Raw genomic sequence first — 19,905 nt, forward strand, 5'->3', positions numbered from 1 at the left:
CCCGAGATGATCTTGGTCAATTTCCGGGGACAGTCCCCCGGTTGTGGACAACTCCATCACTCACACGGGTGACCGGAGCCCTCCAGCAACGTTCACCGGGGCGAAACGACAACTCCCAGCAGACCGGGCCCCGTGTGCGCCCCGATCACCGCCCCGACCTCGCTGACGTGCAGCTCGGCCAGCCCGGACACCCGCGTCCGCAGCCGGTCGGCGAGGGCCGACGCCCGGTCCGGGGCGGCGAGATGGTGAACGGCCACATCCACCTGGGCGGCGCCCGCACGGTCGGCCGCGATCTCCTCCAGGCGGGCGATCGCCTTGGACGCGGTCCGCACCTTCTCCAGCGGCTCGATACGGCCGTCGGCCAGTTGCAGCAGCGGTTTCACCGCGAGCGCCGAGCCCAGCAGGGCCTGTGCGGCTCCGATACGGCCGCCGCGCCGCAGGTAGTCGAGGGTGTCGACGTAGAAGTAGGCAGAGGTGCCCGCGGCCCTCTTCTCCGCGGCCGCGACGGCCTCGTCCACCGTCCCGCCCGACTCCGCGGCCTCCGCCGCGGCGAGCGCGCAGAACCCGAGCGCCATCGCGATCATGCCGGTGTCCACCACCCGCACGGGCACCGGCGCCTGCCGCGCGGCGACGACGGCCGCGTCGTGCGTACCGGAGAGTTCGGCGGAGAGGTGGAGGGAGACGATGCCGGTGGCGCCCGCCTCGGCGACCTTGCGATACGTCTCCGCGAAGACCGCGGGACCGGGCCGCGAGGTCGTCACGGGGCGCCGCTTCTGCAAAGCCTGGGCGAGGGCCCGGGTGGAGATCTCGGTGCCCTCCTCCAGCGCCCGGTCACCGAGGACCACGGTCAGTGGGACCGACGTGATGCCGTGACGCTCCATCGTCCGGGTCGGCAGGTAGGCCGTTGAATCGGTGACGATCGCGACATGGCGGGACATGAGCTGGAGGTTACCTGCCGTAGCGCCGCTGTGGCAGCCCGGCCCCCGCGCCCTGCGGAGCGGGTGGCGGGATCAAGTGGTGCTCTCGGGGCGGGGCTTCTTCTGCCAGGGGTAGGTCGGGCGTGGTCCCGGCGGCGTGATGGCGGGCCGCGCCGGCTCCTGCGCCGGGCTCGACTGCGCGCTGTCCGGCCAGGTCTGCCCGGCCGTGGCGGCATCGGCGGCCGATGCCTCGGGCCACGGCGGCGTCGCGGGCTTCGGCGGCGAGGCCGACTGCCGGGACGACGCGGACTGCGGCGACGACGCGGACTGCGGCTCCGGCGCCGTCCAGTGCCGCAGTGCCCCGGACTCCAGGTCGATCTGCGCGCTGAGCGAGTCCAGGTCGTCCTCCGCGAAGCGGCTGGCGCGGTCGCGTGCAGCCCAGCGCAGCGAGTCCGCCGAGTGCGTGATGCGTTCGGTGCGCTCGCGCAGTTCGGGGAGCCGCTCGGCGAGCGCGGTACGGTCCGGCTCGGACTCCAGGCGCTTCAGCTCGTCGTCCAGCTCGAACCCATGCGCACTCAGCCGTTCGAACAGGCCGACGGACTCCTTCAGGGACTCGTCCTCGGCGACGGCCGCGTGCAGCGCTTCCTGAGTGGCGCGCATCGAGGTGCGCAGCTTCAGCCGGAGCTGGGCGATTTCGCCCGGGGCGCCGGGCTGGACGAAGGACTTGGCGCGCAGTGTGTGGTCCTCGACCGTGCGGCGGGCCTGGGTGATGCCACGGTCCACGCCGCGCTTGGCCGCGCCGACCACCTTCACCGTGGCGTACACCCCGAGCCCGACAAGGAGCACGAAGAGCAGGGCGAAGACTGCGATCACTGCTTCCACAAGGGCTCCTCCTCAGGACGTCACGGCGCCTCGCGTCGCTCTTCAACGGTAAACGCAACAGGCAGGTCCGGAGTTCCAGAAAAACCCCGAACCTGCCCGTAGGGGACCACCCCGAGAGGGGTCCGCACGCCCTGGCGGCTACGCCGGAACGATGTTCACCAGTTTCGGCGCGCGCACGATCACCTTCCGGATCCCGGCACCGCCCAGCGCGGCGACGACCTTCTCGTCCGCCAGCGCGACCTTCTCCAGTTCGTCGTCGGAGATCGACGGCGAGACCTCCAGCCGCGCCTTGACCTTGCCCTTGACCTGCACGACACAGGTCACGGTCTCGTCGACGACGTACGCGGGGTCGGCCACCGGGAAGTCCTGGTGCACCACCGAGTCCGTGTGCCCCAGCCTGCGCCACAGCTCCTCGGCGATGTGCGGGGCCAGCGGCGCGACCATCAGCACCAGGGCCTCGGCGACCGGGCGGGACACGGCCGCGCCGACCTTGGTCAGGTGGTTGTTCAGCTCGGTGACCTTGGCGATGGCGGTGTTGAACCGCATGCCCTCCAGGTCACCGCGGACCCCGTCGATCGCCTTGTGCAGGGCGCGCAGCGTCTCTTCGTCGGGCTCGGCGTCGACGACGGTCACCTCGCCGGTCGCCTCGTCGACGATGTTGCGCCACAGCCGCTGCAGCAGCCGGAACTGACCGACCACCGCGCGCGTGTCCCACGGCCGGGAGACGTCCAGCGGGCCCATGGCCATCTCGTACAGGCGCAGGGTGTCGGCCCCGTACTCGGCGCAGATCTCGTCCGGAGTGACCGCGTTCTTCAGGGACTTGCCCATCTTGCCCAGCAGCCGGGAGACCTTCTCGCCCTGGTACCAGTACGCGCCGTCGCGCTCCTCCACCTCGGCGGCCGGCACCGCGATGCCACGGCTGTCGCGGTAGACGTAGGCCTGGATCATGCCCTGGTTGAACAGCTTGTGGAACGGCTCGGCGGACGAGACGTGGCCCAGGTCGAACAGGACCTTGGACCAGAAGCGCGCGTACAGCAGGTGCAGGACGGCGTGCTCGGCGCCGCCGACGTACAGGTCCACACCGCCGTGCGGCTGCCCCTCGCGCGGGCCCATCCAGTACTGCTCGATCTCGGGGTCGACCAGCTTCTCGGAGTTGTGCGGGTCCAGGTAGCGCAGCTCGTACCAGCAGGAACCGGCCCAGTTGGGCATGGTGTTGGTCTCGCGCCGGTAGCGGCGCGGGCCACGTCCGTCGCCCAGGTCCAGCGTGACGTTCACCCAGTCCTCGTTGCGCGACAGCGGGGTCTCGGGCTGGGTGTCGGCGTCGTCCGGGTCGAAGGTGCGCGGCGAGTAGTCCTCGACCTCGGGCAGCTCCAGGGGCAGCATCGACTCGGGCAGCGCGTGGGCGATGCCGTCCTCGTCGTAGACGATCGGGAAGGGCTCGCCCCAGTAGCGCTGGCGGCTGAACAGCCAGTCGCGCAGCCGGAAGTTGACGGTGCCCTCGCCGACGCCGGACCGCTCCAGCCACTCGGTGATGCGCTCCTTGGCCTCGGCGACGCCCAGGCCGTCCAGGCTGACCTCGCCGTTCGAGGAGTTGATGATCTTGGCATCGTACGAGGAGAAGGCGTTCTCCCAGGTCGCGGTGTCCGTGCCGCGGCCGTCGGTCGGCTCGACGATGCAGGTGATCGGCAGCTCGAAGGCGCGTGCGAACTCGAAGTCGCGCTGGTCGCCGGCCGGGACGGCCATGATCGCGCCGGTGCCGTAGCCCATCAGGACGTAGTCGGCGATGAAGACCGGGACCTGCTCGCCGTTGACCGGGTTGGTCGCGTACGCGCCGATGAAGACGCCGGTCTTGTCCTTGGCCTCGGCCTGCCGCTCCACGTCGGACTTGGAGGCGGCCTGGGCGCGGTAGGCGGCGACGGCCTCACCGGGGGTGGCGTGGCCGCCGGTCCAGACCTCGTGGGTGCCCTCCGGCCAGGCGGCCGGGGTGAACTTCTCGACCAGCGGGTGCTCGGGCGCCAGCACCATGTACGTGGCGCCGAACAGGGTGTCCGGGCGGGTGGTGAAGACGGTGATGCGCTCGCCGTCGATCGGGAAGTCGACGCGGGCGCCCTCGGAGCGGCCGATCCAGTTGCGCTGCTGCAGCTTGATGGCCTCGGGCCAGTCCAGCTCGTTCAGGTCGTCCAGCAGACGGTCCGCGTAGGCGGTGATGCGCATGTTCCACTGGCGCAGCTTGGCCTTGAAGACCGGGAAGTTGCCGCGCTCGGAGCGGCCGTCGGCGGTGACCTCCTCGTTGGCCAGCACGGTGCCCAGCCCGGGGCACCAGTTGACCGGCGCGTCGGAGGCGTAGGCCAGCCGGAACTCGCCCAGGACGTCGGCCTTCTCGGCGGCGCTCAGCTCGCTCCACGCGCGCGTGTGGCCCGGTACCGGCCGCTCACCCGATTCGAACGCGGCGACCAGCTCGGCGATCGGACGGGCCCGCCGGGCGTCGTGGTCGTACCAGGAGTTGAAGATCTGCAGGAAGATCCACTGGGTCCACTTGTAGTAGTCCGGGTCGATCGTGGCGAACGACCGGCGCTTGTCGTGGCCCAGGCCCAGCCGGCGCAGCTGGGCCTTCATGTTCTCCATGTTGGCTTCGGTGGACACGCGCGGGTGCGTGCCGGTCTGCACCGCGTACTGCTCGGCGGGCAGCCCGAAGGCGTCGAAGCCCAGGGTGTGCAGGACGTTGTGGCCGGTCATCCGCTGGAAGCGCGCGAAGACGTCCGTGGCGATGTAGCCCAGCGGGTGTCCGACGTGCAGGCCCGCACCGGAGGGGTACGGGAACATGTCCATGATGAACTTCTTGGGCTTGGCGGCGGTCTCCGGGTCCCCGGCCAGGTCGCCCTTGGGGTTGGGTGCGGCGTAGGTGCCGTCGGCGTCCCAGAAGTCCTGCCAGCGTGCCTCGATCTCGGCAGCCACGGCGGCCGTGTAGCGGTGCGGCGCGGCATCCGCTGCGGCGGCAGCGGGGTTCGTCTCGCTCATGATCCTCAAAGCTCCATCGATCGTCTCTGCCTGCGGCCTGTGTGGTTCGAGAAACGAAAAATCCCCTCGCACAGGAGGGGACGCCGCGCCGACTCCGGCCACTCGACTCGTCCGGTGGCCGGGATTGATCAGCGCGGCCCGCTAAGCAGAAGGCGTACGGCACGCATGGCGCTAGGGTACCGCAGGCCCCCAGCGCGTCGCGACGCGCTTCCGGAGGCCGTCCCCGCGCCCGAAAAGCTGAACCAGGGTCAATGGTTACTTCGCGTAACAGTCACTAAGGGACATCACAACAACCACATTGTCCTTTGATAACAACGCAATAACTCAAACCTCGTACTCATCGGTATGGCTGCGCTTAGAGTTCGGCAACGGGACCGCTGCTTTCCCGAACCGCTCGGAGTTGCCCCCATGAACCCTCATCGCAGTAACACCTCGCCCTCCCCGGTCGCCGGGACGTGGGGAGGCCGGCCGTGACCAACGACTCCACGGCAGACGACTCCTTCGCCGAATTCCTCAACTTCGGCGCGGGCGTGCTGTCCCTCGTGTGCCTCACCTGCTCGGTGATCTGGGGTCTGGTCGCCCAGGACCGGGTCCTGCTGGACACCCGCAGGCGCATCCTGGCGCAGGCCGTGCACCGGACCACGGCCGTCGCCTCGATCGTCTTCCTGCTGGTGCACATCGGGGTCAAGCTGGCGCTGGCCCACACCTCGTGGATCGCGGTCTTCATCCCCTTCGGGCTCCTCCTCAGCGACGACGAGGTGGTCACCGGCCGGTCGTTCCTCATCGGCCTCGGCACCCTGGCCAGCATGCTCATGATCTTCGTGGGCATCACCGGCGTGCTGCGCAACCGCTTCGCGTCCCCCGCACCCGTCGCGGCCCGCTGGCGGGCCATGCACATGCTGGCCTACCCGGCCTGGTGCGCCGCGCTGGTGCACGGCCTCTACGCGGGTCGCTCGGCCAAGCCGATCTTCGTCATCCTGTACTGCCTCTCCCTGGCAGGGGTGGCCGCAGCCCTCGCCCTGCGCGCGGCTCCGCGCCAGGTCAAGCGCAAGGTCGCCGACAAGGTCGCCTCGCTGATCGGGCCCGGTGAGGGCCAGGGCCGCAGAGATCTGGAGGAGAGCCGGGCCCGGGCGGCCGGCGGCTCCGCACTGCCCGGCTACGACGGCCGGGAGGCACCCGCGAGGGCCTCGGCCTCCGCGTCGGGGCCGCTGTACGAGAGGGCGGAACGCCCCGCGGCCAAGGAGCCCGCGAACGGCTTCGCCGCTGCCTACCGGGCCGTCTCGGGCCCTCCCCAGGGCCAGCAGCCCTTCGCGCCCGGACCGGCCACCAGCATGCAGCTGCCGCTGGACCTGCAGCCCACCGAGACCTTCCCGACCGTGGACGGCCCCTCCAGCACCTCGGGCAACTGGCCCATCCCGTCGCCGCCGCCGGTCGGCGAGGCCCCGCCGTCGGCCTACGACCCTCTTCAGGACACGGGCTTCAACATCCCGCCCTACGACCCCCTGCAGGACACCGGACAAAGCATCCCGGCCTATGGCAATCCAGGCGCCCCCGGCTACGGATCGAGTGACGTGTACGACACGGGTGAGACGAACGCCGTCTATGACACGTACTACCCGAACGACACGTACAACAGCGGTCCCGCCAATGAAACATCGCCCGGTGCGTCCTATGACTTCGACGCACCGGGATCGGGCGAACCTTGGAACACGCCTTCCGGAGGCTTTAAGTGAACGAGGCCCTGCCCGACGTACCCGAAGTCCGCGTGGTCGGCCTTCCCCAGCTCACGTCGGGCTTCGACCTTGTCGATCGGCTCGATCTGCCCATGCACCTCAAGGTGCACGGGCCGCTCGAGCCGATGGGCGGCGAGCAGCTCGCGCAACTCGCCGAACGCATCAACCTGAAGGGCCGCGGCGGCGCGGGGTTCCCCTTCCACAAGAAGCTGCGCTCGGTCGCCGAGGCGGCGATCAAGCGCGGCGTCCGGCCGGTCGTCGTCGTGAACGGAAGCGAGGACGAACCGGCCTGCCGCAAGGACACGGTGCTGATCAACCGTGCCCCGCATCTGATCCTGGACGGCGCGCTGCTGTGCGCCGAGGCCCTGGGTGCCCGCACGCTCGTGGTGGGGGTCACCCGTGAGTCGACCCAGCGCTCCATGGAGGCCGCGCTCGCCGAACGCGGCCTCAGCAACGGCCGTCGATCGGCGCTGCGCGCACGGGTGCAGCGCAATCCGGTCCGCATGGTCACCGGCGCCGCCGCCTCGCTGGTCCGCTCGATCGACGGCGGCCCGGCCATCCCGCCCGGCCGCAAGGTCAGCGCCTCGCAGAACGGCGTCGGCGGCGCACCCACGCTGCTGTCCAACGCCGAGACCTTCGCCCAGCTGGCGATCGCCGCCCGCATCGGCCCGGAGCGCTACGGCAACACCGGCCTGTACGACGAGCCGGGCACCGTGATGCTCACGGTCTCCGGCGCGGTCGCCCGCCCGATGGTGATCGAGGTCCCGACGGGCGTGCCGCTGCGGTACGTCCTGCAGCTCGCCGGCGCTCCGCCGGTGCCGCAGGGCGTGCTCACCGGCGGCTACCACGGCAAGTGGATCGACGCGGCGACGGTCAACGAGGCGATCGTCTCCCGCAACTCCCTGGACGCGGTGGGCGGCGCGCTCGGCGCCGGCGCGATTCTGCCGATCACTCAGGACACCTGCCCGCTGGGCGAGTCGCTGCGCGTGGCGCAGTGGCTGGCCGAGGAGAGCGCGGGCCAGTGCGGCCCCTGCTATCTCGGTCTGCCGGCCGCCGCGCGCGGCCTGGAGGACATCCTCAACGGCGGCGGACCGGCCGCCCTGGAGGCGCTCAAGCAGGTCGCCAAGAACGTGAAACGGCGCGGCGCGTGCTCGCACCCGGACGGCTCCGCGATGTTCCTGGAGTCGACCATCAAGGCGTTCACGGACGACCTGGCCGCCCACGTCCTCGGCAACGGCTGCGGACGGCCCGTGGAGGGCGTTCTGCCGCTCTTCGAGGGCGGCAGGGCCCCTACGGGCATCCCGGGCGGCGGCGAGTCCGAGGAGAACGGCCCCAGCCGTCAGAAGATCTACGTCGACTGGACGCTGTGCCGGGGCCACGGCCTGTGCGCGGACATCCTGCCGGAGGTGTTCCAACTGGGCGCCGACGGCTTCCCGACCGTGGCGCAGGCGCAGGTGCCGCGGTACGCCGAGGCCAAGGCTCTACGCGCGGTGCGCCGCTGCCCCGCGCTGGCGCTGCGCATCGAGGAGGGGGGCGCGCAGGGCGGGCCGTCCCGCAACCTCCCGGTCCTCTCCCAGGGCCGCGGCCGCCGCGCTCTCGGCCGCTAGAGCACACGGACGGCGGGCTCCTCGTGGGCCCGCCGTCCGCACGCGCACACGAGGGAACACGAAGAAGGCGGGCCATCCGAAATCGGATGGCCCGCCTTCTCATCTGCTGTGGAGCTAAGGAGAATTGAACTCCTGACCTCCTGCATGCCATGCAGGCGCTCTACCAACTGAGCTATAGCCCCTTGCCGGTGTTCCTCCGGGTTTCCCCGGCGGCGACGCCAACTTTACTGGTCCACCGGGCCCAACACCAAATCGATTTCGCCTCGTACGGAGATGCCCGCTATGTCGGTTTCGCACCGACTCTGCGGGCTCAGGCCGTGACGAACGAATAGAACCGCTTGAGCGTGCAGTGCTCCTCCAGAAGCCGGCCGTAGATCGGTTCACCCTCCAACTCGCGGTACGTCTCGATCGGGTCGCCTTTTATGATCAGCGCCCGCGCGCATTCCTCGCACCAGTACTGGTAGTCGGGATTGATCGGTTCCATGTCACGGACGATCGGAGTCCCGCTGCCGCACCAGTCGCACTTCCGCCTGTGTGCACCCATCGATCAGCTCCAGCTGTGGCCGCAGGCCGTGCACACGTAGGAAACTCCGCCGTTGTCGCCGAGCATCTGGGCCACGTGCGCGGAACCACAGGAAGGGCAGCTGAGGCGGGTGGACATCTCCCGGGTCAACGCTGCTTCGAGGAGGTGGTCGGCCTCCTCGAGGATGCTCGCAGGCATCGCTACTCCTCCCGTCGGGTCGCGCCCCCTTCCGGCCGTTTGATTCTGCCACGGCCGGACCAATACGGTCAGCGACGCCTCAGTACCAGTCCGGACACGGCACCCCGGCGGGGCCGTAGAGGTATACGCCGGGAAGGGCCCGAGCGACTCAAACCGGAGCATGAAAAATCCCGCCCCCTGACGGGAACGGGATCTTGATGTGGAGCTAAGGAGAATTGAACTCCTGACCTCCTGCATGCCATGCAGGCGCTCTACCAACTGAGCTATAGCCCCTCGTGTCTCCCCGCTGGCGGGGCGAACAAGAAGAACTTTAGCCTGCGACCTGCCGGAAAGTGAAATCCGGGGTCAGTCGTCGTCGCCGAGCACCGCTTCCGGCAGGGTGCCGGCGTTGTGCTCCAGCAGGCGCCAGCCGCGGGCGCCTTCACCGAGGACGGACCAGCAGCAGTTGGAGAGTCCACCGAGGCTCTCCCAGTGGTGGGGGTCGAGACCGAGGAGGCGGCCGATGGTGGTGCGGATCGTGCCGCCGTGGCTGACCACGACGAGGGTGCCGTCGTCGGGGAGCTTCTCGGCGTGCCGCAGCACCACGGGGGCGGCGCGGTCGGCGACCTCGGTCTCCAGTTCGCCACCGCCGCGGCGGACGGGCTCACCGCGCTTCCACGCGGCGTACTCCTCGCCGTACCGGGCGATGATCTCCTCGTGCGTGAGGCCCTGCCAGACGCCCGCGTAGGTCTCTTGGAGCGCCTCGTCGTGGGTGACGTCGAGGCCGGTGAGGGTGGCCAGCTCGGCGGCCGTGGCCGCGGCGCGCCGGAGGTCGGAGGCGACGATCGCGTCCGGCTTCAGCGAGGCGAGGAGCCGGGCGGCGCGGCGGGCCTGGGCGATGCCGGTCTCGGTCAGCTCGACGTCCGTGCTGCCCTGGAAGCGGCGCTCCACGTTCCACAGGGTCTGGCCGTGCCGCCAGAGGATGATGCGGCGGCCCCGGCCCTTCCCTGCGGACGCCTCACTGGGGGAGGTCACCGCCAGTCACCGTCCAGTTCCGCCGCCTCCTCGGCCGCGCGCAGCTTGGCGTGCTCCTCGGCCTTGCCGCGGGTGGCCTTGGCCTCCTCGGGCAGCTCCAGTTCGGGGCAGTCCTTCCACAGCCGCTCCAGGGCGTAGAAGACGCGCTCCTCGCTGTGCTGGACGTGGACGACGATGTCGACGTAGTCGAGCAGCACCCAGCGTGCTTCGCGGTCGCCCTCGCGGCGCACCGGCTTGGCGCCGAGTTCCTTCGAGAGGCGCTCCTCGATCTCGTCGACGATCGCCTTGACCTGGCGGTCGTTGGGCGCGGAGGCCAGCAGGAAGGCGTCCGTGATGGACAGCACGTCACTGACGTCGTAGGCGACGATGTCGTGGGCCAGCTTGTCGGCGGCCGCCTGGGCGGCGGTGTTGATCAGCTCGTGAGAGCGGTCGGTCACGGTCACTACAAGGCTTTCGGTCGGCGGGCACTTGCCACCAAGGGTCTCACGGACCGCAGCGGGCCCCCCACGCGATCGACGGGATCACGTGGGGAGCGCGCTCCCGCCGCTAGCCGGCGGACGGCTTGTAGTCATGGCCGAGGACCACGGAGACGTCGGCGCCCGCGGAGATCCTGCCCTTGGTGACGGAGCCCGCGGGCAGGCCCAGGGTCTTGGCGACCTCGGCGGCGTTCGCCTTGTCGGCGGCGTCGGCGTAGACGACCTGGGAGGTGGCCCGGGCGGCGGCGGTGCCGCTCTCCAGGAAGGTGAAGCCGCCGTTGAGGAGCACGACGCGGGCCTTCTCCGTGTTGTCCTTGACGCCGGTGGCGTTCTGGACGGCGACGCTGACGGCGGCGCCCTTGTCGGGGCTCTTGGCGGTGCCGCCGAGGACGTTCTTGACCACACCCGCGCTCGCCTGGGGACTGAGCGTGCCGTCGTTGCGGACCGGCAGCAGGTCGGTCTTGACGTCGCCGCCCTTGGCGAGGTCGGAGAGCCCGGCGAGGAAGGTGCCGAGGTCCTTGTCGGTGAGGGACGGGTCCAGGATCTGCGCCAGGGTCTGGATGGTGGTCGTGGCGGCCTGCGGGTCGGAGGACATCTTGCGCAGGACGCCCTGCATGACCTGCCCGAAGCGCTCCAGCTGGGCGTTCTGGGCCTCGCCGGGGGCGCGGTAGGTGGCGTAGGCGACCGCCATCTTGCCGCTGAGGGTCTGGTCCTGGCCCTTGTTGACCAGGGGGGCCTCGCCCTTCTTCTTGGCGTCGGGGTCGGGCACCTCGGCATCGGTGTCGACGTCGATGTTGCCGACGAGGTCGACGAGGTTCTGCAGGTAGGGGGTGTCCAGGCGCCAGGTGCCCTCGATGTCGGTGCCGAGGACCGTGTCGAGCGCGTCGCGGGTGCCGTCGGAGCCGTCGTCCTCGACCGACTTGGCGAGCGTCGTGGTGGTGCCGTCGTCGCTGGTCAGGGCGAGGGAGTTGGGGAGCAGGACGGTGGTGCCCCGCTGGAGGGTGGTGTTGTCGACGAGGAGGGCCGTGGAGGTGCCGCCGCCCTTGGTGTCGTGCAGGTGCACGACGATCACGTCGCGCTTCTGGGCGCCCGCCGCCGTCGCGGTACCCGTCTTGGAGCCGTCGGAGGACAGGCCCGGCAGCTTCCCCGCATACCAGAGGTAGCCGACGCCGCCGGCCGCGACGAGCGCGAGGACGACGGCCAGGGCGACGATCCGGCTGCGGGCGCGACGGCGGGCCTCCTCGCGGCGTTCGGTGCGGTTCTCGGTGAACTTCAGCCAGTCGATGACGTCTTCGGAGTTGGCGTCAGGTTCCTCGACGAAGGCGAACTGCTCGGTGTGGTACTCCCGTTGCGGCTCGGCGGGTTCCTCGTGGTCGACGGGGCCGGCCTGCTGCGGGATGTGGGCCGTCTGCCGGGCGGTCTGTTCGGCGACGCGGGGCTGCCCGCCGGCGGCTCCGGCGGCGGTGGCCTGGCCGTAGGGGTCGTGCGACGCGCCCTGGGCGGAACCGCCCTGGTGCGGGCCGGTGGCGTACGGGTCATAGGCACCGTAGGAGGGGGCGGGCTGCTGCTGCCCCGTGCCGTAGTCGTAGGCGGGCGGGGACTGCTGGCCCTGCTGCGCGTACGGGTCGTAGCCGTAACCCTGCTGGTGCTGCTGGGCGTACGGGTCGTACGTCTGCTGCTGGGTCTGCTGGGGCTGGACCTGCCGGTAGACAGGCCGGCCGTACTCGTCGTAGCCGACGAGCTCGTACTGGTCGGCGCCGTGGTCTGCGGCCCCCGCGTCGTATCGGTCGTTCACCGGTGCCCCTCTCGGCTCACTCGCCGCGGTACAGCTCGCGCTTGTCGATATAGCGCACGACTCCGTCCGGCACCAGGTACCAGATGGGGTCCCCCTTGGCGACTCTCGCACGGCAGTCCGTCGAGGAGATGGCGAGCGCGGGAACCTCCACGAGCGAGACGCCCCCCTCCGGGAGTCCGGAGTCGTCCAGGTGGTGACCCGGCCGGGTGGCCCCGATGAAGTGCGCCAGGGAGAACAGTTCCTCGCTGTCCCGCCAGGTGAGGATCTGGGCGAGCGCGTCGGCGCCGGTGATGAAGAACAGGTCCGTGTCGGGGTTGAGCGCGCGCAGGTCGCGCAGGGTGTCCACGGTGTAGGTGGGGCCGCCGCGGTCGATGTCGATGCGGCTCACGGAGAACTGCGGGTTCTCGGCGGTCGCGATGACCGTCATCAGGTAGCGGTCCTCGGCCGGGGAGACACTGCGGTGGCTCTTCTGCCAGGGCTGGCCGGTCGGGACGAAGACCACCTCGTCGAGGTGGAACGCCGCGGCCACCTCGCTGGCCGCCACCAGGTGCCCGTGGTGGATCGGGTCGAAGGTGCCGCCCATGACGCCGAGGCGGCGCTTGCCCGGCCGTGACGGGTTCCTTCCGGGGTCGTCGCTCCGGCGTGCCGCCGCGGCGGCACGGCGGGGCTCCGAGGGCCGCTCGGTGCCGCTCGCCGTGTCCGGTGCCGGGTCGCGCGGCGTCTTGTTCGCCGGACCGGTAGGCATGTCCTGCTCTCCCATGCGTGCAGACCCTACCGGCCCTGCCCGAGGGCTCCGGCCGCCCCCGTGGTCCCCCGGGCACCCTCGGCGGGATGCCCCGCCGGTCTCAGCGGTCGCGGTTGAAGCGGGTGGTGACCCACAGCAGGAGCAGAAGGATGAAGAGTGCGCCGCCACCGGTGAGGTAGGGGCTGAGGCTCTCGTGGTTTCCGCCGTGCTCCTCGCCCTCGGCGGCGAGGGTGACCAACTGGGCAGCGGTGCTGTGGAAGCTCATCTTCGGCAGGACCTATCGCGTGTGGGCGGGATAAAGACGTGGGCTCATCGTAAGCGGGCGCCCGTTCCACGATCACCCCGACTCCGCCTGTTCGTGCCGCGGGCGGTCGCACGTGCCGCCGCTGGCCCCGGTCCCGGGGGCCGGCGGGGAACCTTCGTGTGACCTCAGTCGTCCTTCCGTCTGTAGCCACGCAGCAGGAACCACGCGGCCAGCGCACAGCCCAGGATCATCACGACCAGCACGATCCGCAGCATCCCCGGCCCTTGTCCCTCGGCGGCGTTCGCGGCCCCGGCGAGCCAGGCGGATGCGGGGTGGTGCTCCATGGCGGTGGTCTCCTTCGCTGTACTGCCCGACCACCGTAACTCCGCCTAGGCTGGGCTCTGCCTCGGGGAAGCAAAAGGCCGCACAAAGGGCCGCAAAGGTCACACCAGACGCATGGGGGAAGACATGTCCGACGGTCACGAGCACCACGGGCACGAGCACGTGCCGAGCAGGCAGCGCAGGCGCTTCCCCGGGATCTCCTCGCGTGCGTACGAGCACCCTGCCGACCGCTCCGCCCTGGTGGCGCTGCGCAAGCTGAGCGGTTTCGACACGGTGTTCAAGGCGCTCAGCGCTCTGCTGCCCGAGCGCAGTCTGCGGCTGCTGTTCCTGTCCGACTCGGTGCGGGTCTCGGACCAGCAGTTCGCCCATCTGAACGTGATGCTGCGGGACGCCTGCTACATCCTGGACCTGGAGAAGGTCCCGCCGATGTACGTGAACCAGGACCCGCAGCCGAACGCGATGTGCATCGGCCTGGACGAGCCGATCATCGTCGTGACGACGGGCCTCGTGGAGCTGCTCGACGAGGAGGAGATGCGGGCGGTCGTCGGCCACGAGATCGGGCACGCGCTGTCCGGGCACTCCGTCTACCGGACGATCCTGCTGTTCCTGACCAGTCTCGCCGTCCGGGTCGCCTGGATTCCCCTGGGCAACCTCGCGATCATGGCGATCGTGACCGGGCTGCGGGAGTGGTTCCGCAAGTCGGAGCTGTCGGCGGACCGCGCGGGGCTGCTGGTCGGGCAGGACGTGCAGGCCTCCATGCGGGGTCTGATGAAGATCGCGGGCGGCAACCACCTGCACGAGATGAACGTGGACGCGTTCCTCGCCCAGGCCGAGGAGTACGAGGCCGGGGGGGATCTGCGCGACTCCGTGCTGAAGATCCTGAACGTGCTGCCCCGCTCCCACCCCTTCACCACCGTGCGGGCGGCCGAGCTGAAGAAGTGGGCCGAGTCGCGGGACCACCAGCGCATCATGGACGGCCACTACCCGCGGCGCGACGAGGACCAGGACACCTCGGTCCGGGACTCCTGGCGGGATTCGGCCAACCACTACACCACCCATGTGAAGAACTCGAAGGACCCGCTGATGAAGCTGGTCACGGATCTCGCGGGCGGAGCCGGCGACCTGGGCGACCGGGTCCGCCGCGGCTTCGGCGGCTTCGGCGCCACGTCCCCGAAGCCGCCGCAGGGTCCGGAGACGGGGACGTCGTCGGATTACCCGGGGGACGACTGGCCGCCGCGCAACGGGGGCTGAGCCACCTGGGTGCCTCCGGACCCACGCGGCCCTTTCTCGCGCGCCTCGGCTCGCCTCACACCCTCGGCTGGGCGCTCGTCGCCAGAGAGCCGCACAGGGCCGTCGCGCTGCCCGTGGCGTAGGGGTCCGTGCCCGCGGGGCCGCCCTCCTTGGCCGTCTGGCCGGCCAGGAGGGGCCGGAGGTGGTTCGTGGAGTCCTCGGCACAGGACAGCGGGCCGGCCTGGACGTAGGAGACGACGAGCTGCGCCTGATGCAGCCGCAGGTCGTCGCGGTCGAAGCGGAAGTGCAGCTCGCGCCGGAGGGTGAACAGGGACGCCTCGTCCTTGCCGCCCTTGTCTGCGGCCCCGGCCGCCCGGAGCGCGTACACGAACGTGTGGTCGGCGGTGACCTCGAGCGTGGACGCGTCGGCCTCGGCGGCCTGGAGTGTGCCCTGGACCCGGACCTTGCGGTCGGCCAGCTCGGCCCGGGAGGGATCGAAGCGGACCAGCCAGCCGGTGGGCGCGTGGCGTCCGTCGGCGGAGGGCCGGGCGAAGCTCTGGTCGAACTGGTCCAGCTGGTCGGCGTCGAGCAGCACCCGGACGGCCCGGACCTCACCGCCCATGAGCACCTCCGGGTCCAGGGCGGACCGGACGATGTAGTCCTTGGCCGTGGTCAGGGCGCTCACGACCTGGCTGTCCGAGAAGTGCGCGGTGCGCCGCGAGGCGGGCAGCGGCACGCCCTGCGCGCCGGTCTTGAACTGTGCGGCGGGGCTGTGCTCGTACAGGTACGCCGGGTCGGCGCTGCCGGGGACCTTCCCCTCGGGGACGAGCGGGATGACGGTCATCCGCAGGGGCTCGCCGGGCTCCTGGGCGGCCGGGGTCTGGTAGGGGTGCCGTACACCCATGTAGATCGCGGTGCCGAAGGCGACGGCGATCAGCAGGACCAGGACCAGCGCCTGCCGGGACAGGCCCCGGCGCAGCGGTGCCCTGCGTCGCACGGCGGGCGCGTGGTCGGCGATGCGCTCCTCGGCGGAGAACTCCTGGAGGCGGGCAGCACGGACGAACGACTCGTCGAAGACGACGGATCGGTACTCGTCCTCGCCACCTCCGGGGGCGCCCTCGGGAGTCCCCTCAGGTGGGTTTCCAGGCCCGCCCATATCTTCAGGGTAGGTCGCGCGCAGCTCGGGTAAACGCCCCGCTGCACCACAAGTTCTGACAGGTTCTCACCAGGATGGGCGGGTTCCGGTCAGGGGGTGCGGGGGATCACCGACATGGCCGGCTGGGAGTGGTCGGCGGAAGCGGAGGGGGCGGCCCCGCTGCCCTGTTCCAGCCCGGTCGAGGCCGGCGGCGGGACGGGTTCCTCGCGGTGGGAGGACGCTCCCCGGTAGACGGCCGTGAAAGCCAGGGCCACCATGCCGATGCCCATCACGAGCGCGAGCAGCCAGGCGACGGGCCGGTGCCAGCGGACCTGTCTGGAGTACGGCCCCGGGTGGGCGTAGGGGTCCTCGAGGACGTCGGGGTCGTCCAGCTCGTCGAGGTCGGGATCATGGCCGAAACGGCCGGGGCCGTCCGGGCCGAACCCGTCGTCGTAGCGCTCGCCTCTGGCGTGGGCGCGGCGGGCCTCCGCCTCGGAGGCCTCGGCTCTCGCCTGTGCCGCGGCCAGGAGGCGCTCCACTGCGGTCGGCTCGTGCACCACGGCCGCGCGTACGAAGGCCTCGTCGAAGACCACGGAGGCGAACTCTTCGTCCGACACCCCGCGGTCGTGGTCGTCGTCGGGCTCCCGGCCGTCCGGAAACGGCGTGCCCCCCACGTCCTCCGGCACGGATCCAGAGTAGACCTGGGGGGTCATTTTGGGCAGACGGTATGGAAATTCATCCGCCGGTCGGGGCGGCTCTCACGGGGTTCCGGGCAGGCGCGCGTCCGCCCGGTCCGCCCCTGCCGCACCCATATGCGCCGTCCGCGCGGTCCCGCACACGTATGCGGGCACCGGCATGCCCCGTTACGCCGTCCGTGGGCTCAGCGCCGTACGTGGCCGTCCCCGGTGACGATGTACTTCGTGCTGGTCAGCTCCGGCAGACCCATCGGGCCGCGGGCGTGCAGCTTCTGCGTGGAGATGCCGATCTCGGCGCCGAAGCCGAACTGGCCGCCGTCGGTGAAGCGGGTGGAGGCGTTCACGGCGACGGTGGTGGAGTCGACCAGCTGGGTGAAGCGGCGGGCGGCCTGCTGGGAGGTCGTCACGATCGCCTCGGTGTGGCCGGAGGTCCACAGCCGGATGTGTTCGACGGCCTTGTCCAGCGACTCCACGACGGCCGCCGCGATGTCGTAGGAGAGGTACTCCGTCTCCCAGTCCTCGGTCGTCGCCTCGACGACGGTGGCCTTGGAGTCCTTGGCGTAGGCCTGCACGCGCTCGTCGGCGTGCACGGTGACGCCGGCCTCCGCGAGGGCGTCCAGGGCGCGGGGCAGGAACTCGGCGGCGATGTCCTGGTGGACCAGCAGGGTCTCGGCGGCGTTGCAGACGCCGACCCGCTGGGCCTTGGAGTTGATCAGGATCTCGACGGCCATGTCGAGGTCGGCCTGGGCGTCGACGTAGACGTGGCAGTTGCCGGTGCCGGTCTCGATGACCGGGACGACGGACTCCTGGACGACCGTGTTGATCAGGGAGGCACCGCCGCGCGGGATGAGTACGTCGACCAGGCCGCGGGCGCGCATCAGCTCGCGCACGCTGTCGCGGCTCTCGCCGGGGACGAGCTGGATGGCGTCGGCGGGCAGCCCGGCCCCGCCCACGGCGTCGCGCAGGACGCGCACGAGGGCGGTGTTCGACTGGTAGGCCGAGGAGGAGCCGCGCAGCAGGACCGCGTTGCCGGACTTCAGGCAGAGGGCGGCGGCGTCGACGGTGACGTTCGGCCGGCCCTCGTAGATGATCCCGACGACGCCGAGCGGCACGCGGACCTGGCGCAGGTCGATGCCGTTGGGCAGCGTGGAGCCGCGGACGACCTCGCCGACCGGGTCGGGCAGGGCGGCGACGTCGCGGACGTCGGAGGCGATGGCACGGATCCGCTCGGGGGTGAGCGTGAGCCGGTCGATCATGCCCTCGCTGATGCCGGCCTCGCGGGCCTTGGCGACGTCCTTGGCGTTGGCCTCGACGATCTCGCCGGCACGGACCTCCAGCGCGTCCGCGACGGCGAGCAGCGCGTCGTCCTTCTCGGCCCGGGGCAGCGGCGCGAGGGTCGCGGCGGCGGCCTTGGCGCGGTAGGCGGCCTCGGTGACCGGGGACATGGAGTCGTACGGCGAAAGCGTGGTCATGAGGGAAGGGTAGTGCGCCGGACGGATCCGTTCATCGCGCGTTCCACACCCCGAGACACGTCCCGGACCGGATCAAAACGGGTGAACTCCGACCGGTGAGGCCGGGGGCGGCCCGTACCCCTCCGCGATGCGCTGGTGGTACGTGGCGCGGTCGATGACCTCGAGGCCGACGATCTCCCAGGGCGGCAGCCCGGCCGTCTGCCGGTGTTCGCCCCACAGGCGCAGGGCGACGGCGGCCGCGTCGTGCAGGTCGCGGGCCTCCTCCCAGTAGCGGATCTCCGCGTGGTCGACCGCGTAGCGGCTGGTCAGGAAGAAGGGATGGTCGTGGGCGAGCTGTTCCAGGGCGCGCCGGACCTCCGGGAGCGGGGCCTCCTTGCCGGAGACGCTGAGGGTGACGTGCCACAGACGCGGGGTGTCGCCGGGTTCCTCGCCCCGGAACCGGTCCCCGGCCGCCACGCTCGTCAGGGCACGCTCCTCACCGGCCGCGCGGGAGCCGGCACCACCGTGGGACGCCTGAGTCCCAGGGCGCACTCGTCTCACGACGGCCTCCTTTGCACAGTGGCGCTGCTGCGGAACAGTTCCCCGGGACAAAGTTGAGCAGGCCGCAAGGGATCGCGGGGCGGTTTTGCGGAACGTCCACCACCGGGGACGGACGTTTCGACCCATTACGGGTGCAGGACCACCAGGTCGTCCCTGTGTACGACCTCGCGTTCGTACGCGGGTCCGAGTTCACGGGCCAGTTCCCGGGTCGAGCGGCCGATCAGCCGGGGGATCTCCTTGGCATCGAAGTTGACGAGCCCGCGGGCCACCGCGTGCCCCGTGCCGTCCCGCAGCTCGACGGGGTCGCCGGCGCTGAAGTCGCCCTCGACGGCGGCGATCCCGGCCGGCAGCAGCGACTTGCGGCGGTCCACGACGGCCTGGACGGCGCCGTCGTCCAGGGTCAGGGCGCCCTGCGGGGTGGAGGCGTGCTGGAGCCACAGCAGCCGGTCAGCGGAGCGCTTGCCGGTGGGGTGGAAGAAGGTGCCGGTGTCCTGGCCGGTCAGGGCGTCGGCCGCGTGAACGGTGCTGGTGAGGACGACGGGAACACCGGCGGCGGCCGCGATCCGGGCGGCCTCGACCTTGGTGACCATGCCGCCGGTGCCCACTCCGGCCTTGCCCGCGCTGCCGATCTCGACGTCGGCGAGGTCGGAGGGGTCACGCACCTCGCCGATGCGGGAGGTGCCGGGCTTCGCGGGGTCCCCGTCGTAGACGCCGTCCACGTCGGACAGCAGGACGAGCAGGTCGGCGTGGACGAGGTGGGCGACGAGAGCGGCGAGGCGGTCGTTGTCGCCGAAGCGGATCTCGTCCGTGGCGACGGTGTCGTTCTCGTTGACGATCGGGAAGGCGCCCATCGCGAGCAGCTTGTCGAGGGTGCGCGAGGCGTTGCGGTGGTGCGCGCGGCGGCTCATGTCGTCGCTGGTCAGCAGCACCTGCCCGACCCGGACGCCGTAGCGCGCGAAGGAGGCCGTGTAGCGGGCGACCAGCAGGCCCTGCCCGACGCTGGCGGCGGCCTGCTGGCGGGCCAGGTCCTTGGGTCGGCGGCGCAGGCCCAGCGGGGCGAGGCCGGCGGCGATGGCGCCCGAGGAGACCAGGACGATCTCGCGCTCGCCGCCGCTGCGGACCTTGGCGAGGACGTCGACCAGCGCGTCCACGCGGTCCGCGTCCAGGCCGCCCGAGGCGGTGGTCAGCGAGGAGGACCCGACCTTGACGACGATCCTGCGGGCCTCGCCCACGGCCTGCCTTGCCCCTGCCACGTCGTCGTCCGTCCCCTCGCGTCGATTCGCTCCCTCGCCGGGAAATCTACGGGACGGCCGGACGGGGTGCGGCGCCGGTCCACGCT

General features: G+C 71.1%; 19 protein-coding genes and 2 tRNA genes. 3 read left to right on the forward strand and 18 right to left on the reverse strand.

From position 1 onward, the window contains the following. Positions 1-92: 92 nt before the first annotated feature. The 3 genes from ACFY9E_RS09760 to leuS form a co-directional block, all read right to left on the reverse strand. Positions 93-938: a DegV family protein gene (locus ACFY9E_RS09760; protein WP_390981127.1), complete on the reverse strand. Its 846-nt coding sequence runs from the start codon at positions 936-938 to the stop codon at positions 93-95. Between the two features lie 72 nt (positions 939-1,010). Further along, a complete protein-coding gene (locus ACFY9E_RS09765; RefSeq protein WP_390981129.1) occupies positions 1,011-1,799 on the reverse strand; it encodes a hypothetical protein in 789 nt (262 codons plus the stop codon). Positions 1,800-1,937: 138 nt separating this feature from the next. Further along, the gene (gene leuS, locus ACFY9E_RS09770; protein ID WP_390981131.1) at positions 1,938-4,817 is read right to left on the reverse strand and encodes a leucine--tRNA ligase; all 2,880 of its coding nucleotides are present in this window, start codon (positions 4,815-4,817) and stop codon (positions 1,938-1,940) included. A gap of 470 nt (positions 4,818-5,287) precedes the next feature. On the opposite strand from leuS, the gene ACFY9E_RS09775 reads away from it, so the two are divergent. Together ACFY9E_RS09775 and ACFY9E_RS09780 are read left to right on the forward strand one after the other, a co-directional pair. Then, complete coding sequence (locus tag ACFY9E_RS09775) at positions 5,288-6,550, forward strand: cytochrome b/b6 domain-containing protein (RefSeq protein ID WP_390981133.1); 1,263 nt, start codon at positions 5,288-5,290, stop codon at positions 6,548-6,550. Further along, the gene (locus ACFY9E_RS09780) at positions 6,547-8,157 is read left to right on the forward strand and encodes an NADH-ubiquinone oxidoreductase-F iron-sulfur binding region domain-containing protein (protein WP_390981135.1); all 1,611 of its coding nucleotides are present in this window, start codon (positions 6,547-6,549) and stop codon (positions 8,155-8,157) included. The genes ACFY9E_RS09775 and ACFY9E_RS09780 overlap by 4 nt, the downstream gene beginning before the upstream one ends. 109 nt (positions 8,158-8,266) lie before the next feature. Here the strand turns inward: ACFY9E_RS09780 and ACFY9E_RS09785 are convergent. The 10 genes from ACFY9E_RS09785 to ACFY9E_RS09830 all read right to left on the reverse strand — a co-directional run bounded on the left by ACFY9E_RS09785 (position 8,267) and on the right by ACFY9E_RS09830 (position 13,496). After that, a tRNA-Ala gene (locus ACFY9E_RS09785) sits at positions 8,267-8,339 on the reverse strand. A gap of 128 nt (positions 8,340-8,467) precedes the next feature. After that, positions 8,468-8,701, reverse strand: a complete 234-nt coding sequence (locus tag ACFY9E_RS09790; RefSeq protein ID WP_006136074.1) for a hypothetical protein — start codon at positions 8,699-8,701, stop codon at positions 8,468-8,470. Positions 8,702-8,704: 3 nt separating this feature from the next. Then, positions 8,705-8,878 carry a hypothetical protein gene (locus ACFY9E_RS09795; protein WP_283971272.1) on the reverse strand — a complete coding sequence of 58 codons (174 nt, stop codon included), beginning with the start codon at positions 8,876-8,878 and terminating at the stop codon, positions 8,705-8,707. Between the two features lie 200 nt (positions 8,879-9,078). Next, a tRNA-Ala gene (locus ACFY9E_RS09800) sits at positions 9,079-9,151 on the reverse strand. Positions 9,152-9,223: 72 nt separating this feature from the next. Further along, positions 9,224-9,892, reverse strand: a complete 669-nt coding sequence (locus ACFY9E_RS09805; protein ID WP_390981138.1) for a histidine phosphatase family protein — start codon at positions 9,890-9,892, stop codon at positions 9,224-9,226. Next, positions 9,889-10,335: a ribosome silencing factor gene (rsfS, locus tag ACFY9E_RS09810; protein WP_390981140.1), complete on the reverse strand. Its 447-nt coding sequence runs from the start codon at positions 10,333-10,335 to the stop codon at positions 9,889-9,891. The genes ACFY9E_RS09805 and rsfS overlap by 4 nt, the downstream gene beginning before the upstream one ends. A 103-nt stretch (positions 10,336-10,438) precedes the next feature. Then, a complete protein-coding gene (locus ACFY9E_RS09815; protein ID WP_390981142.1) occupies positions 10,439-12,163 on the reverse strand; it encodes a LytR C-terminal domain-containing protein in 1,725 nt (574 codons plus the stop codon). A gap of 16 nt (positions 12,164-12,179) precedes the next feature. Beyond that, entirely contained in the window at positions 12,180-12,923 is a 744-nt protein-coding gene (gene nadD / locus ACFY9E_RS09820) for a nicotinate-nucleotide adenylyltransferase (protein WP_390981144.1), read from the reverse strand. Positions 12,924-13,008: 85 nt separating this feature from the next. Beyond that, entirely contained in the window at positions 13,009-13,173 is a 165-nt protein-coding gene (locus ACFY9E_RS09825; RefSeq protein ID WP_363118774.1) for a hypothetical protein, read from the reverse strand. A 164-nt stretch (positions 13,174-13,337) separates the two neighbouring features. Next, complete coding sequence (locus tag ACFY9E_RS09830) at positions 13,338-13,496, reverse strand: hypothetical protein (protein ID WP_390981146.1); 159 nt, start codon at positions 13,494-13,496, stop codon at positions 13,338-13,340. 124 nt (positions 13,497-13,620) lie between these two features. Here ACFY9E_RS09830 and ACFY9E_RS09835 point away from each other — a divergent pair, with 124 nt between their 5' ends. Further along, a complete protein-coding gene (locus ACFY9E_RS09835) occupies positions 13,621-14,745 on the forward strand; it encodes a M48 family metalloprotease (protein ID WP_390981148.1) in 1,125 nt (374 codons plus the stop codon). A gap of 55 nt (positions 14,746-14,800) precedes the next feature. On the opposite strand, the gene ACFY9E_RS09840 is transcribed toward ACFY9E_RS09835, so the two are convergent. The 5 genes from ACFY9E_RS09840 to proB all read right to left on the reverse strand — a co-directional run bounded on the left by ACFY9E_RS09840 (position 14,801) and on the right by proB (position 19,798). Beyond that, a complete protein-coding gene (locus ACFY9E_RS09840; RefSeq protein ID WP_390981150.1) occupies positions 14,801-15,880 on the reverse strand; it encodes a hypothetical protein in 1,080 nt (359 codons plus the stop codon). Positions 15,881-15,969: 89 nt separating this feature from the next. Next, positions 15,970-16,572, reverse strand: a complete 603-nt coding sequence (locus tag ACFY9E_RS09845; protein WP_390981152.1) for a hypothetical protein — start codon at positions 16,570-16,572, stop codon at positions 15,970-15,972. A 167-nt stretch (positions 16,573-16,739) separates the two neighbouring features. After that, complete coding sequence (locus tag ACFY9E_RS09850) at positions 16,740-18,026, reverse strand: glutamate-5-semialdehyde dehydrogenase (RefSeq protein WP_390981154.1); 1,287 nt, start codon at positions 18,024-18,026, stop codon at positions 16,740-16,742. A gap of 72 nt (positions 18,027-18,098) precedes the next feature. Further along, the gene (locus ACFY9E_RS09855) at positions 18,099-18,557 is read right to left on the reverse strand and encodes a hypothetical protein (RefSeq protein ID WP_175436992.1); all 459 of its coding nucleotides are present in this window, start codon (positions 18,555-18,557) and stop codon (positions 18,099-18,101) included. Between the two features lie 134 nt (positions 18,558-18,691). Further along, on the reverse strand, positions 18,692-19,798 hold the full coding sequence (proB, locus tag ACFY9E_RS09860; RefSeq protein WP_390982032.1) for a glutamate 5-kinase: 1,107 nt from the start codon (positions 19,796-19,798) through the stop codon (positions 18,692-18,694). Positions 19,799-19,905 lie beyond the last annotated feature (107 nt).

Origin of the sequence: Streptomyces sp. NPDC012466 (genome assembly GCF_042955215.1) — a bacterium.
Lineage (GTDB): Bacteria > Actinomycetota > Actinomycetes > Streptomycetales > Streptomycetaceae > Streptomyces.